Origin of the sequence: Paracoccus sp. (in: a-proteobacteria) (assembly GCF_035556475.1) — a bacterium.
Classification (GTDB): Bacteria; Pseudomonadota; Alphaproteobacteria; order Rhodobacterales; family Rhodobacteraceae; genus Paracoccus.
Genome location: NZ_DATMFA010000116.1, coordinates 1 through 14,381, shown reverse-complemented (window position 1 = coordinate 14,381; position 14,381 = coordinate 1). Strand labels below are relative to the sequence as shown.

Annotated in this window: 13 protein-coding genes; 8 read left to right on the top strand and 5 right to left on the bottom strand. The window is 66.0% G+C overall.

The window, feature by feature from the left end; genetic code table 11:
• Positions 1 to 59: 59 nt before the first annotated feature.
• Genes paaK through paaG form a run of 3 tightly spaced genes read right to left on the bottom strand, consistent with a single transcriptional unit; the run spans position 60 to position 2,634 of the window.
• Complete coding sequence (gene paaK, locus VNQ78_RS16925) at positions 60 to 1,370, bottom strand: phenylacetate--CoA ligase PaaK (RefSeq protein WP_325691942.1); 1,311 nt, start codon at positions 1,368 to 1,370, stop codon at positions 60 to 62.
• 29 nt (positions 1,371 to 1,399) lie between these two features.
• Complete coding sequence (gene paaI / locus VNQ78_RS16920) at positions 1,400 to 1,831, bottom strand: hydroxyphenylacetyl-CoA thioesterase PaaI (protein ID WP_325691985.1); 432 nt, start codon at positions 1,829 to 1,831, stop codon at positions 1,400 to 1,402.
• Between the two features lie 14 nt (positions 1,832 to 1,845).
• On the bottom strand, positions 1,846 to 2,634 hold the full coding sequence (paaG, locus tag VNQ78_RS16915) for a 2-(1,2-epoxy-1,2-dihydrophenyl)acetyl-CoA isomerase PaaG (RefSeq protein ID WP_325691940.1): 789 nt from the start codon (positions 2,632 to 2,634) through the stop codon (positions 1,846 to 1,848).
• Between the two features lie 102 nt (positions 2,635 to 2,736).
• On the opposite strand from paaG, the gene paaN reads away from it, so the two are divergent.
• The 7 genes from paaN to VNQ78_RS16880 are packed head-to-tail and all read left to right on the top strand — an operon-like array spanning position 2,737 to position 10,860.
• Positions 2,737 to 4,386 (top strand): phenylacetic acid degradation protein PaaN, encoded by a 1,650-nt coding sequence (gene paaN / locus VNQ78_RS16910; protein ID WP_325691938.1) that lies wholly within the window; start codon positions 2,737 to 2,739, stop codon positions 4,384 to 4,386.
• A gap of 34 nt (positions 4,387 to 4,420) precedes the next feature.
• Positions 4,421 to 5,566, top strand: a complete 1,146-nt coding sequence (locus VNQ78_RS16905) for an ABC transporter substrate-binding protein (RefSeq protein ID WP_325691936.1) — start codon at positions 4,421 to 4,423, stop codon at positions 5,564 to 5,566.
• Between the two features lie 56 nt (positions 5,567 to 5,622).
• Entirely contained in the window at positions 5,623 to 6,495 is an 873-nt protein-coding gene (locus VNQ78_RS16900; RefSeq protein ID WP_325691934.1) for a branched-chain amino acid ABC transporter permease, read from the top strand.
• A 1-nt stretch (position 6,496) separates the two neighbouring features.
• On the top strand, positions 6,497 to 7,453 hold the full coding sequence (locus VNQ78_RS16895; RefSeq protein WP_325691932.1) for a branched-chain amino acid ABC transporter permease: 957 nt from the start codon (positions 6,497 to 6,499) through the stop codon (positions 7,451 to 7,453).
• Positions 7,450 to 8,226, top strand: a complete 777-nt coding sequence (locus VNQ78_RS16890) for an ABC transporter ATP-binding protein (RefSeq protein ID WP_325691930.1) — start codon at positions 7,450 to 7,452, stop codon at positions 8,224 to 8,226. Before VNQ78_RS16895 ends, VNQ78_RS16890 begins: the two co-directional genes overlap by 4 nt.
• Entirely contained in the window at positions 8,213 to 8,914 is a 702-nt protein-coding gene (locus tag VNQ78_RS16885) for an ABC transporter ATP-binding protein (RefSeq protein WP_325691928.1), read from the top strand. Before VNQ78_RS16890 ends, VNQ78_RS16885 begins: the two co-directional genes overlap by 14 nt.
• Positions 8,915 to 8,916: 2 nt before the next feature.
• Positions 8,917 to 10,860, top strand: coding sequence for a 3-hydroxyacyl-CoA dehydrogenase NAD-binding domain-containing protein (locus VNQ78_RS16880; RefSeq protein WP_325691926.1), 1,944 nt, complete (start codon positions 8,917 to 8,919; stop codon positions 10,858 to 10,860).
• 19 nt (positions 10,861 to 10,879) lie between these two features.
• Here VNQ78_RS16880 and VNQ78_RS16875 read toward each other — a convergent pair whose 3' ends face one another.
• On the bottom strand, positions 10,880 to 11,416 hold the full coding sequence (locus tag VNQ78_RS16875) for a MarR family winged helix-turn-helix transcriptional regulator (protein WP_325691924.1): 537 nt from the start codon (positions 11,414 to 11,416) through the stop codon (positions 10,880 to 10,882).
• Between the two features lie 135 nt (positions 11,417 to 11,551).
• Between VNQ78_RS16875 and VNQ78_RS16870 the strand changes: the two genes are divergently transcribed.
• Positions 11,552 to 13,111, top strand: a complete 1,560-nt coding sequence (locus VNQ78_RS16870) for an MDR family MFS transporter (RefSeq protein WP_325691922.1) — start codon at positions 11,552 to 11,554, stop codon at positions 13,109 to 13,111.
• A gap of 70 nt (positions 13,112 to 13,181) precedes the next feature.
• Here VNQ78_RS16870 and VNQ78_RS16865 read toward each other — a convergent pair whose 3' ends face one another.
• The gene (locus VNQ78_RS16865) at positions 13,182 to 14,189 is read right to left on the bottom strand and encodes a D-Ala-D-Ala carboxypeptidase family metallohydrolase (protein WP_325691920.1); all 1,008 of its coding nucleotides are present in this window, start codon (positions 14,187 to 14,189) and stop codon (positions 13,182 to 13,184) included.
• Between the last annotated feature and the right edge of the window lie 192 nt (positions 14,190 to 14,381).

The window sequence follows — 14,381 nt, the reverse complement described above, 5'->3', positions numbered from 1 at the left end:
TATGAACCTCCGTCCTTCTAGCGTTAACATCGCGGCCTGTCATGTGCCGCGATGCAGCATCATTCTTTCGGACGATTGTCCAGAACGCGCTTGGCCTTACCGTCCGAGCGGGCAATGCCGTTCGGATCGGCGACATTGATGCGGGTCGAGATGCCGACCACACTTTTGATGTGATGGGCCAGTTCCTTCGCCGACTGCGCGCGGGCGGATTCCTCGCACATGTCGGGCGTGCATTCGACATGGACGGTCATGTTGTCCATCCGGCCCGAGCGCGCCAACTCGATCTGGAAATGCGGGGCGAGACCTTTGCATTTCAGGATCTGCTCCTCGATCTGGGTCGGGAAGACATTGACGCCGCGCAGGATGATCATGTCGTCGCTGCGGCCGGTGATCTTCTCGATCCGGCGCATCGAACGCGCGGTGCCGGGCAGAAGGCGGGTCAGGTCGCGGGTGCGGTAGCGCACCATCGGCAGGCCTTCCTTGGTCAGCGTGGTAAAGACCAGCTCGCCCAATTCGCCGTCGGGAAGGACGTCACCGGTCACCGGGTCGATGATCTCGGGATAGAAGTGATCCTCCCAGATATGGAGCCCGTCCTTGGATTCGACGCATTCCTGCGCGACGCCCGGTCCCATGATCTCGCTGAGGCCATAGATGTCGACCGCATGCATGTTGAAGGCTTCCTCGATCTCCTCGCGCATGGCATTCGTCCAGGGCTCGGCGCCGAAAATGCCGATCTCCAGAGAGCTTTCGCGCGGGTCGAGGCCCTGGCGTCGGAATTCGTCAAGGATCGACAGCATGTAGCTGGGCGTCACCATGATGATGCGCGGCTTGAAGTCGTTGATCAGCGTCACCTGCCGTTCGGTCATGCCGCCCGACATGGGAACCACGGTGCAGCCCAGCTTCTCGGCCCCGTAATGGGCGCCGAGGCCACCGGTGAACAGCCCGTAGCCATAGGCATTGTGCAGGATGTCGCCGCGCCGGCCGCCCGCCGCGCGGATCGACCGGGCGATCAGGCTGGCCCAGGTGTCGATGTCGCGCGCGGTATAGCCAACCACGGTCGGCTTGCCCGTCGTCCCGGACGAGCCGTGGATGCGCACCAGATTTTCGCGCGGCGTGGCGAACATCCCGAAAGGATAGGTGTCGCGCAGATCCTGCTTGACCGTGAAGGGGAATTTCGCGATGTCGGCCAGCGACTTCAGGTCGTCGGGATGCGCCCCGTGCTCGTCGAAGCGTTTGCGATAGAAGGGCGAATTGTCATAGGCGTGGTTGAGCGCCCATTTCATACGCTGGAACTGGAGCTGGGCGATCTCGTCGCGTGACGCGGTTTCGATCGGGTCGAGGCCTTCGGTCTTCGGGGACAGGTCTTGCATGGTATCCTCCCTGCAAAAATGCGGTCCGGTCAGGGCTCGACCGGAAGGTGGGTGCCCTTGACGGTGCGCGAATGGCCGCGGAACTCGGCCACATGCTCGCCGTGCTGGTTGGTGAGGCGAATGTCATAGATCCCCGAACGTCCGCGGCGCGAGACTTCGCGGGCGCGGGCGGTCAGCCGGTCTCCGATCCGGCCAGGGATGAGATAGGTAATCGAGCACTGCTGCGCCACCACCATCTGGTTGTAGCTGTTGCAGGCGAAGGCGAAGGCGCTGTCCGCCAGCGTGAACATGTAGCCGCCGTGACAATTGCCATGGCCGTTCGACATGTCGGCGGTGATCGTCATGGTCAGATCCGCCTCGCCGGGCGCGATATGGTCAAGGCTCATCCCCAGCCGCTGACTGGCGGAATCGTCGTTCCACATCGCCTTTGCCGAGGCTTCGGCCAGTTCTTGCGGGGTCATGTCGGCGACCGGCTTCATTTCCCGCTGAACTCCGGCTTGCGCTTCTCGAGGAAGGCGGTGACGCCTTCGGCATAGTCGGCGCTGCGCCCGGCCTGGCGCTGGCAGTCGCGCTCGAGGTCCAGTTGCTCGTCAAGGCTGTTCGTCGCGGCGGACTGGATCAGCTTCTTGGTGAGGCCAAGGCCCAGTGTCGGCCCGGCGGCGAGCGAGGCGGCAAGCGCCTGCGCCTCGTCCATCAGCGCCGCGTCATCGACGACCTTCCAGATCAGCCCCCATTCGGCGGCTTTCTCTGCGCTCAGCGGCTCGGCCGTCAGGGCAAGCGCCTTGGCGCGCGGCTCACCAAGGATCCGCGCGAGGCTCCATGAGCCGCCGGCATCGGGAACCAGACCGATCTTGGCGAAGGCCTGAATGAATTTCGCCGACCGGGCCGCCAGCACGATGTCGCAGGCGAGGGCGATATTCGCCCCGGCACCCGCGGCCACGCCGTTCACGGCGCAGACCACCGGCTTCGGCAGATTGCGGATCAGCCGCAAGGTCGGATTGTAGAAGGTTTCCAGCGTATGGCCCAGATCGGGCGCCGGGCCGCCTTTGCGCGGATCGCGGTCGCCAAGATCCTGACCGGCCGAAAAGCCGCGCCCCGAACCCGTCAGCAGCACGGCGCGCACGGCCGAATCGGCCTCGGCACGCTCGAATCCCGCACGGAGTGCGAGGTGCATCTCCTCGTTGAATGAATTGAGTTTTTCCGGGCGGTTGAGCGTCAGCGTCAGGACGCCATCCGCCAGCGCGATTTGCACCGTGTCTGTCATGTCTGAAAACCCCCTGCCTCGGTCTTTCGAGGCGCCTTGAAGATTTGTGTTGCATAAACCGACCGGCCGGTCAATGATAATGTGAATCTTGGGAGGGATCGCATGTCAGGGTTTTTCGACCGACACCGGCCGATGCTGGACGCCGCCGAAAAGGCGGTGTCAACGCGTGGGTTCTGGACGCCCTTTCCCGAGGTGCCGAGCGGCAAGATCTATGGGGAAACCGCGCGCGACGATGGGGCAGCAGCATTCGCCGCGCTCTGCGACAGCGCCTTCGCGATGCCGGGCCATCCCGAAACCGGGCGGCTGGGGCAGGAAGTCTCTCCCTTTGGTCCGGCGCTGGGAATCACCTATCCTTCGGCGGATGCGGCGACGCTGATCGCCGCGGCGCAGGCGGCCGCGCCCGCACTTGCCGCGGCCAGTCCCGAGGATCGGGTCGGGGCCTGTCTCGAGGCATTGGTGCGCCTGAACCGCATGAGCTTCACCATGGCGAACGCTGTCATGCATACGACGGGACAGGCCTTCGCCATGGCGTTTCAGGCCGGCGGTCCCCATGCGCAGGATCGCGGGCTTGAGGCGGTGGCGGTGGCCTGGGCCGAGATGACCCGTTTTGCAGGATCGGCGCGCTGGGAAAAGCCGCAGGGCAAGGCCGCCCCGATCGTGCTGGAAAAGCATTGGGCCATTATGCCGGTGGGAATTTCGCTGGCGATCGGCTGCAACACCTTCCCGACGTGGAATTCCTACTCCGGCATGTTCGCGAGCCTTGCGACCGGCAATCCGGTCATCGTGAAGCCGCATCCCGCAGCGATCCTGCCGCTTGCGCTGAGCGTGCGCGTCCTGCGCGAGGTCTTTGCCGAGGCCGGGCTGCCGGCGGATGCCGTCCTACTTGCCGTGGATCAGGCGGGTGCCGAGATCACGTGTGATCTGGCCACGAACCCGGCGGTGAGGCTGATCGACTATACCGGCTCGGGCGCGTTCGGCGACTGGCTGCGTGCCAATGCCACGCAGGCTGCGCTGTTCAGCGAGGAGGCGGGCGTCAATACCGTCACCATCGCCGCGACCGACGACTTTGCGGGCATGTGCGCGAACCTCGCCTTTTCGCTGGCGCTCTATTCCGGGCAGATGTGCACGGCGCCGCAGAACATCTATATCCCCGCATCCGGCATCGACACCGATCAGGGACCGAAGGGCTTTGACGAGGTCGCGGCGGGCATCGCGGGCGCCATCGATGCGCTGCTGTCGGATCCCGCGCGTGCCGCCGGGGTTTGTGGCGCCATCGCCAATCCCGCAACGCTGGGCCGGGTGGAGGCGATGCGTTCAGTGGGACGGATCGTCCGCGACACCGCCGCGCTGCCCGAGGGGCGCAGCGCGACGCCGCTGCTTCTGGCGGTGGACGAGAATGATCCTGTGAGCGAGACGGAATGCTTCGGCCCGATCGCCTTTCTCGTGCCCGTGGCCGATGCCGATGCGGGGATCGCCCGCGCGGCCGGGCTTGCAGAGCAGAAGGGCGCGATCACAGCGGCGCTCTACGATCTTGACGAGGCCCGCATCGCGCGCGCCGTCAGGGCTTTTGCCGGCAGCGGGGTGAACCTGTCGATCAACCTGACCGGCAATATTTACGTCAACCAATCGGCGGCCTTCAGCGACTTTCATGTCACCGGAGCAAACCCCGCCGGCAATGCCAGCCTGACAGATACCGCATTCGTCGCCGGTCGTTTCCGGCGCGTGATGTGGCGCCGTCCGGTGGCGGCCTGAAACATCTCAAGTTCTCTGGGAGGAGACAGATACAATGAAAAAGATCCTGACGACGACTGTTCCGGCTGCGCTGATCGCGCTTGGCTTGGGCGCGACCGCCCATGCCGAGATCCGCATCGGGGCCTCGGTCTCGGCCACCGGCCCGGCGGCATTCCTTGGCGATCCCGAGGCCAAGACGCTGGAAATGCTGGTCGAGGAGCTGAACGCCAAGGGCGGCATCAATGGCGAGGAGGTCAAGCTGGTCCTCTATGACGACGGCGGCGACGCGAACAAGGCGCGCACCTTCGCGACCCGCCTGATAGAAGATGACGAGGTTCATGCGATCATCGGCGGAACGACCACCGGCCCTTCCATGTCCATCCTGTCGGTCGCCGAGGATGCCGAGGTGCCGTTCATCTCGCTCGCCGGCGCCATCGACATCATCCAGCCGGTCAGGCCCTATACCTTCAAGACCCCGCATACCGACCGCATGGCCTGCGAGAAGATCTTCGAGGACATGCAGAAGCGCGGCATCACCAAGGTCGGGCTGATCTCGGGCACCGACGGGTTCGGTGCGTCGATGCATGCCCAGTGCAAGGACGTGGTGGGCGATTACGGGATCGAGATCGTCGCGGACGAGACCTATGATCCGAAGGACGCCGACATGACGGCGCAGCTGACCAAGATCAAGAATGCCGCGGGCGTGCAGGCGGTGCTTAACCCCGGCTTCGGGCAGGGCCCCTCGATCGTCACCCGCAACTACAAGCAGCTTGCGATCGACCTGCCGCTTTATCAGTCGCATGGCGTCGCGTCGGACGGGTTCATCGAGCTGGCCGGAAAGGACGCGGCCGAGGGCGTGCGCCTGCCCGGCACCGCGCTGCTGGTCGCCGACCTGCTGGCCGAGGACGATGCGCAAAAGCCCGTGGTCGCTGCCTATAAGGCCGCCTATGAGGCGAAATACAAGATGCCCGTCAGCACCTTTGGCGGCTATGCCCATGACGGTTTCGCGCTGCTCGTCAACGCGATCACCACCGCCGGCAGCACCGAGCCGGACGCCATCCGCGACGCCATCGAAGCGACCTCGGGCCTTGCCGGCACGACCGGGATTTACACGATGTCGCCGGAAAACCACCTGGGTCTCGACCTGAGCGCGTTCCGCATGCTCGAGATCAAGGACGGCGGCTGGACCATCGTCGAGTGATCGTGGCGGCCCCGAAAGGGGCCGTCCGCCCGGAGCCCTTCAGTTAGGACCCCAGCATGTCCGAGTTTCTCCAGTTCCTGTTCTCGGGATTGACCGTGGGTGCGGTCTATGCGCTTGTCGCGCTAGGCTTCACCCTCATCTATAATGCGTCGGGCGTGGTGAATTTCGCGCAGGGCGAATTCGTCATGCTGGGCGGCATGATCACGGTCTTTGCCCATATGGCGGGCCTGCCGATCCCGCTTGCCGCGCTGGTCGCGGTTGCCGCGACCGCGGCGCTTGGCGTCTGCCTGAACAAGCTCGCGATCGAGCCGGCGCGCGGGGCGCCGGTCGTGTCGCTGATCATCATTACCATCGGCGCCTCGATCTTCATCCGGGGGGCGGCGCAACTGGTCTTCGACAAGCAGATCCACAGCTTTCCGGCGTTTTCCGGCGATGACCCGATCCATGTCCTTGGCGCGACGATCCTGTCGCAGAGCCTTTGGGCCATCGGGGGCGCGGCGGCGGTTTTCGTCGGCCTGTGGCTGTTCTTTACCCGGACGCTGCTGGGGCGGGCGGTGCTTGCCACCTCGAACAACCGGCTGGCCGCGCAGCTTGTCGGCATCAACACCGATTTCGTGATGACGCTTTCCTTTGCGCTGTCCGCAGGCATCGGTGCCCTTGCCGGGGTGCTGATCACCCCGATCACGATGACCTCCTATGACGTGGGGCTGGCGCTTGCGCTCAAGGGCTTTGCCGGCGCGATGCTGGGGGGCATGGGCAATCCCAAGGGCGCGTTCATCGGCGGGTTGCTGCTGGGCCTGCTTGAGGCGCTGACGGCGGGTTATCTCTCGTCGCAATACAAGGAAGCGGCGGCCTTCGTCGTCATCCTCGCGGTGCTGTTCTTCATGCCGCAGGGCCTTTTCGGCCGCAAATCGACGGATCGGGTGTGACATGCGGATTTCCCAGAAACACCTGACCCTGCTGATCATGGCGGCCCTGATCGCCGCGGCGCCGTTCTTCTTTCCCTCGGGCTATTACTTCCGGGTCGGCGCGCTGATCTTCGTCAATGGGCTGGCCGTCACCGGCATCGTCATCCTGACCGGCTATGCCGGGCAGATCAGTCTGGGTCATGCGGGCTTTGCCGGGATCGGTGGCTATGCCTGCGCGCTGGCCCCCGTTCATCTGGGCATTCATCCGGCGCTTGCGGTGGTGCTGGGGGCCGGTGTCTCGGCCGTCCTCGCCTATCTGGTCGGCAAGCCGATCCTGCGGCTTAAGGGCTATTACCTCGGCGTCGCCTCGCTGGGCTTCGGCATTCTGGTCGCGATGATCCTGAACAACGAACGGCAACTGACCAAGGGGCCGGACGGGATCGAGGTCGCGGATCTCGGCCTGCGCGGCCTCCTGAAGGACTGGGGGCTCAACCTCTCGAATGGCGAGTTCTGGTATGCCTTCACCGGGATCTGCCTGATCCTCGGCGCATGGATTGCCCTGAACCTGCATGACAGCCCCACGGGCCGGGCGCTCCGGGCGCTGCACGGGTCGGAGATCGCGGCCGGAACGGTCGGGATCGACGTCGCGCGGGTCAAGCTTCAGGCCTTCGTCATCTCGGCGGTCTATGCCTCGGTCGCGGGCTCGCTGACGGCGCTTCAGAACAAGTTCGTGACCCCCGACATCGCCGGCTTCATGCATTCGGTCGAGATGGTGACGATGGCGGTCCTTGGCGGCGTCGGCTCGGTTCCCGGCGCGATCCTCGGGGCGGGTATCCTCACGCTGCTGCCGCAGGTGCTGACGGTCTTTGCCGAATATGAACAGCTCATTCTGGGTCTGGTGATGATGCTGGTGATGATCTTCCTGCGCGAAGGGCTGGTGCCCTCGATCCTGCGCAAATTCCGGGGGAGGGGCGAATGACACTGCTTGAGATCGACGGCCTCGGCATCGCCTTTGGCGGCTTGCGGGCCGTGCATGATGTCTCCTTCTCGGTCGAACCGGGCGAGATCGTCTCGGTCATCGGGCCGAACGGCGCGGGCAAGACCACGCTTTTCAACATGATCTCGGGCGTTTACCTGCCCGGATCGGGCAAGGTCCGGCTGAAGGGCGAGGACGTGACCGGCATGGCCCCTTACCGCCTTGCGCAAAGGGGCATGTCGCGGACCTTCCAGAACCTGCAGATCTTCCAGAACATGACGGTGCTCGAAAACGCCATGACCGGCTTTCACCTGCAGGAGCGCGGCCCGGTCCTTTCCGACCTGCTGAACCTGCCTTCCTCGCGCCGGCGGGGGCGTCTGGCCGAGGACGGCGCGCGCGAGTTGCTGGTCCGCGTCGGGCTGGAGCGTGCCGCCGACCGCGAGGCGGGGAACCTCTCCTATGGCTCGCTGAAGCGGCTCGAGATCGCGCGGGCGCTGGCGATGAACCCTTCGGTCCTGCTGCTGGACGAGCCGGCGGCAGGCTGCAATGCCGTCGAGACCGAGGAGATCGACCACCTGATCGCCGAGGTCGCGAAATCGGGCGTCGCCATCCTGCTGGTCGAGCATGACATGAAGATGGTCATGCGCATTTCCAACCATATCGTCGTGCTGGACCATGGCGAGAAGATTGCCGAGGGCGCGCCGGAGACGGTCAGCCGCGACCCGGCGGTGATCGCCGCCTATCTGGGAACGGAGGCTGCACATGCTGACGGTTGAGGGCCTGCGCTCGCGCTATGGCCGGATCGAAGTGCTGCACGGCATCGATCTGCATGTCGACAGCGGCGAGATCGTCACCGTGGTCGGCGCGAATGGCGCGGGCAAGACCACGCTGCTGCGCTGCCTCTCGGGCGTCCAGCCCGTATCGGCAGGCCGGATCACCTTTCGCGGTGAGGCGCTGACGACGGTGCCCGCCCACAAGCGCCTCTCGCGCGGGCTGGCGCAATCGCCGGAGGGGCGGCAGATCTTCACCAACCTCACGGTTGAGGAGAACCTGCGCCTTGGGGCCTTCCTCTATGTGGACGACAGGGTCGAGAAGGACATGGAAGACGCCTTCCAGATGTTCCCGATCCTGCGCGAAAAGCGCAACCTTGCCGCGGGGGGCCTCTCGGGCGGCCAGCAGCAGATGCTGGCCATGGCGCGGGCGCTGATGGGGCGGCCGTCCTGCCTGCTTCTGGACGAGCCGTCGATGGGGCTGGCCCCGATCATTGTCCAGCAGATCTTTGATGTCGTCAGCGGGTTGAAGTCGCTGGGCGTCACGGTATTGCTGGTCGAGCAGAATGCCTTCGGCGCTCTGAAAATCGCCGACCGGGGCTATGTCATGGAAACCGGCACCATTACCATGGAGGGACCGGCATCCGAGCTGATCGCCGATCCCCGTATCCGCGAAGCCTATCTGGGGATCTGAACATGTCCGTCGTCACCATCGCCCGCCACGGGGAAATCGCAACCGTCACCGTGGACAATCCGCCCGTCAACGCCTTGTCGCAGGCTTTACGGCAAGGCTTGTGGGATGCGGTGGCGGCGCTGGACGCCGATCCCGAAGTGCGGGCGGTGGTCCTGATCTGTGCCGGGCGGACCTTCATCGCCGGGGCGGATGTGACCGAGTTCGGCAAGCCTCCGGTTGAACCGCATCTGCCCGATCTGGTCGCGCGGATCGAGGCGGCGGCGAAGCCCTGGGTCGCCGCGATCCACGGCTCGGCTCTGGGCGGCGGGTTCGAGGTTGCGCTTGGCTGCCGCTTTCGCGTGGCGCGGCCCGACGCCGTGATCGGCCTGCCCGAGGTGACGCTGGGCATCGTTCCCGGTGCGGGCGGCACCGTCAGGACGCCGCGTCTGGCCGGGATGGCGGTTGCGGTCGATCTGGTGACCTCGGGCAAGCCCATGCGCGCGCCCAAGGCGGTTTCCGCCGGGCTGCTGGATCAACTGGTCGAAGGCGATCTGCTGGAGGGCGCCATTGCATTCGCGCGCGCCGCGATCAAGCAACCGCTTCCGGCGCCAGTTTCAGCCCGCCCGGTCGAGGCGCCGGACGCAGATTTCTGGGCCGATGCCGAAAAATCGGTGGCGAAGGCCGCCAAGGGCTCGGCCGCGCCGCTTCGCGCGCTTGCCTGCCTGCGCAAGGCCGCCGAAACGGGCTTCGACGAGGCGATGGCCTTCGAGCGCGAGACCTTCCTCGACCTGCGCGGCACCGAGCAGGCCGCGGCGCTGCGGACCGTGTTCTTTGCCGAACGCGCCGCGCCGCGTCCCGCCACCCTGCGCGGGGTCGAGCCGCTGCCTTTGCGCCGGGTCGCGGTGATCGGCGGTGGCACGATGGGCGCGGGCATCATCGCGGCGTTGCGTGACGCCGGGCTGCCCGTCACCCTGATCGAACGCGACGCCGAAGCGGTCGAGCGCGGCCTTGCCAATGTCGCGAAGGTCTTTGACGGCGGCGTCAAGCGCGGGAAGCTGACCCCTGACGCCGCAGAGGCGCTGAAGGACGGCGTCACCGGCGCGACGGATTACGCGACGCTTGCCGATGCCGACATGGTGATCGAGGCGGTCTTCGAGGAGATCGGCGTCAAGCGCGCCGTATTCGCCCAATTGGCCGAAGCCTGCCGCCCGGATGCGGTTCTGGCGACGAACACCTCCTATCTGGACCCGCGCGCGATTGCCGAGGGGTTGCCCAATCCGCATCGCTTTATCGGCTTGCATTTTTTCAGCCCGGCCAATGTGATGAAGCTGCTCGAAATCGTTCCGACGCCCGAGACCGCGCCGGAAACGCTGGCGACCGGATTTGCTCTGGGCCGCCTTCTGAAGAAGATCCCGGTGCAATCGGGCATATGCGAGGGCTTCATCGGCAACCGCATCCTGAAACGCTATCGCGCAAGCGCCGAGGGGCTGCTGCGCAAGGGCGTGCCGATCGCGCGGATCGACGCGGCGATGCGCGGATACGGCATGGCGATGGGTCCGTTCGAGGCGCAGGATCTGGGCGGGCTCGACATCGCCTTCCTTCAGCGCGAGGGCGCCCGCGCGGCAGGGCAGGATGTGCCCGAGACGCTGGGCGACATCCTTGTCCGCGCGGGCCGCAAGGGCCAGAAGACCGGCGGCGGCTGGTATGACTATCAGCCGGGCGACCGCCGGGCGTATCCTTCTGTGGCCGTCGCCGAATTGCTGGGCGACAGGATCGCCACCGATCCCGGCATGGCCGAGCCCGAGATTGCCGCCTTCCTGATTGCCGAGATGGCGGCGGAAGGGCAGGCGATCCTTGAGGAAGGCATTGCCGCAAGTCCCGCCGATATCGACCTGGTCGAGATCCACGGCTACGGCTTCCCGCGCTGGCGCGGCGGGCCGATGTTCGCGACCCGCGAGCGCGGCTAACCGCCTTTCCGCATCAGTCTCACCCGGCGCGCCGCGGCGGGTGATCAAGTCCCGGCTCGTCTGTCCTTTCGCTCCTGACCCGTTCCTCGAGAGCCAGGGTGAAGTCCTCGAAGCCATCGGCAAACAGGGCGAGCCGGTCTTTCGTCCAGCCTGCCGTGATCTCGCCGATCAGGTCCAGCTTGACGCGCCGGATCTCGGCGAAGATGCGGTCGCCGGCCGGGCTGCGTCGAAGAACGGCGCGGCGGGCATCGGCCTGCGCGACCGTGCGCACCAGGAAGCCCTGCTCGACCAGACGCGCGACCAGCCGGCTCGCGCGTGACGGATCAATCCGCAACTGCCGCGCAATGTCGCCGACCGAGACCTCCTCGGCCGGGGCCTCGATGCAGCGCGGGCGGTCGGGAACGAGGGCGATCACGTCAAGATCGGAAATCTCCAGCGCGGGCGCGACATTGGCCAAGGCGAGCCGGCCGATGACCCGCCGCCCGATCAGCATGCGAAATCGCGCCATCGAGGCCGAGATCCGTTCGATATCCAGCTCTCTCAATGCCTCGTCCATCATCTCCCCTCCCCTGATCACCAGCGTTTTGTTGCGAATTTATGTGCTGTTGACATGTATTTGCCTTTCGCACATATACGGGAGCATCCTTCCTCCCGCAATCGCCTTTGCGTTCCAGACCGGGTTCCGTCACCAATGCCTTTGCAAGAAACAAGCCTGGCCGGACCGTCCGGCCTGACCCATCGCCGCCGGCTGGTGATCTTCTGCTTTCTCATGCTCAGCCTCTTCATGGCGACGCTGGACCACCAGATCGTATCGACGGCGCTGCCGACCATCATAGGCGAATTTGGTGCGATCGAGAGATTTAGCTGGATCGGCTCGGCCTATCTGCTGAGCCAGAGCGCGATCATGCCGGTCTATGGCAAACTGGGCGACCTGTTCGGGCGCAAATATGTGATGATCTTCGCGGTCGCGCTGTTCACGCTGGGCTCGGTCCTCTGCGGGCTTGCCTGGTCGATGGAGAGCCTGATTGCCGCGCGGGCCTTTCAGGGGCTGGGGGCCGGCGGGATCATGGTCTCGATCTTCTCGATCAATGCCGACCTGTTCGAGCCGCGTGAGCGGGCGCGCTATCAAAGCTTTTCCAGCCTGATGATCATGGCCTCCGGGTCCATCGGCCCCATGCTTGGCGGCACGATGAGCCAGTTCCTGGGCTGGCGCTCGATCTTCCTGATCAACCTGCCCATCGGCATTGTCGCGCTGGCGGGGCTGATCTTCCTGCTGCCCTATCGTCGGCCCGAGAGGCAGCCCAAGATCGACTATCCGGGCGCCATAGCCCTGGCCGTGGCGATTTCCGGCATCGTCCTCTGGGCGGACAGCCAGTCCCTGTTCGGATCGCCGCTGGCCGCGCCGGCACTGGCGCTGCCCCTCGTCTCGGCACTGGCCCTGATCTTCTGGATCAGGATCGAGCGCCGCGCGCCCGAGCCGATCATCCCGCTGACCCTGTTCCGCGACCGGAATTTCTCGCTCCTGATGATCGTCAGCGTTGTCAGCGGCGGTGTCGGGATCGGCATGATGAACTATCACGCGCTGTTCCTCCAGATGACCACTGGGCTTTCGCCGGCGCGGGCGGGGCTGTTCTTCATCGCGATCACTGGCGGCATCGCCGCCGGGTCGCTGACGGCGGGGCGGCTGATCTCGCGCACGGGGCGCTACAAGCCATGGCTGGTGCTGGGGCTGTTCTTCTCGGCGCTCTGCCTTTGCGTGATGGCGGCGCTGCCGCTGCATGTGCCCTTCTGGGCGGTGGCCGCGATCCTGCTGGCGCAGGGCATGGCGATCGGCCTTGGCCAGCAATCGCCCATTATCGGGGTCCAGATTGCCGCACCGGCGCGGGATGTCGGCGCGGCGACCGGCGCGGTGACGCTCTCCCGCATGGGGGGCGCGGCGCTGGCCATCTCGGTCTATGGCGCGATCCTCTCGGACCGGCTGATGCAATCGGCAGGCACGGGCGCCAAGATACAGATAACACCCGACCAGATGGCGGCTTTGCCTGCCGCGGCGCGCGAGGCGGTGGCCGCGGCCTATCGCGGCGCTTTCGACTGGGTCTATCTTGCGGCTGTGATCACGGCGGCGATTGGGTTCTTCGCGGCGGTGATGCTGCGCCCGGTCCAGCTCGCCCCGAGCAGCCCGGTGGACGAGGCGCGGCACGGCAAAACCGAGGTCGAACCGGGCGATCTGGCGGAACCCACCGCCCGATGAAGGCCCGTGGAGCGCGGGTCACGTCGGCTGGTGCTCAGCTTGAAGGCGAGGATCTGGCTCGGAGCGTCGGTCAGGCGCTGCTCGACGACCGGTCGGGCGACGGTCTCAGTGCCAAGGTCAGGATGAACCGCCAGCCCTCGTGGTCCTCGACCGGATCGGCGGCGGCATCCGCCGCGTGCTGCGCGAATTGCGTCGAGTAGAGGACGGCCCTGCGCAATTCAGCCGGGAGGCGGTGGTCAAGGGCGAGGATTTGCGCGCCATTGACCGCGGCGTCAGCTTCGCCGATATCGCCCGACTCCGTCGCGCGCGGGCGTCCGCCGGGGCGCGTCGTGTCGATCGGGATGGTCGCGGCAAGCTCGCTGAGCTTCCGGCTGGCGGTTTCGACCGTGGTTTCCGTTTGGCCCTGAGGATCCCTCCCTTCTCCGGTCCAGTCCGCGTTGACGCCGCACGTGCCGACATGAGTAAAGCTCGAATAGCGCCCGATGCCACCCCGGAAGAGGCGCTGACCGCGCATCTCGGCCAAGGTATCGGCGACCTCGCGGGGCGAGGCGCCATTCGCCGTGATGTCGCAGGCGATGAACTGGGGATGCCATGAATTCGCGGCCCCGCCCGCCGCGCGGTTATAGGCCGCCGTGCGAAAGGCGCTGCTGATGGTGACGGGCACGCCCAAGCTCTCGCGCAAGGCGTCGAGCAGCCGGGCCGTCGGCACTACATTCGGCCAGAGCGTCTCGGGCGGCGGGGCGTTCAGCCGATGCGCCGGGCCGCCGCCGAAATGGCTGCCGCCAAGCGTCAGGAACTCCGCCGGATCGAAATGCCTGAGCCGGCTCTCCACCTCGGTCGCGGCGACGGCGGCAGCCGGGATCGGGTAGCTGCCGCTGTCCTGCAGGCGGCCCGCGTCGAGATTGATGAAATGCCCCTGCAGCATCCGGCAGCGCGTCGAGCCGGGCGTTTCCGCATCGCGCGCCAGCCCCTGCGATCCGGCGCTGTCCGAGAAGGCATCCTGCCCCGGAACGACAAGGCGCAGAACCCAGCCGTCCTCGACGCATTTCGCCCAGTCGGCATATCGCCACAGCGCCATGCCCTTGGGCCGTCGGGAGCCTGCAGCGGATAGCCTCCCCAGTCCTCACCCCAAGAGTTCAGGATGATGAAGCCTTCGCGGTTATATCTCAGGATGACCACCGCGTGATGATTGTCCCTGGGATCCCGCGGCGTGATCCGGCCATCCACGGGCATGATCCAACCGTCATGGACCCGTGCCGAGACGAGGATC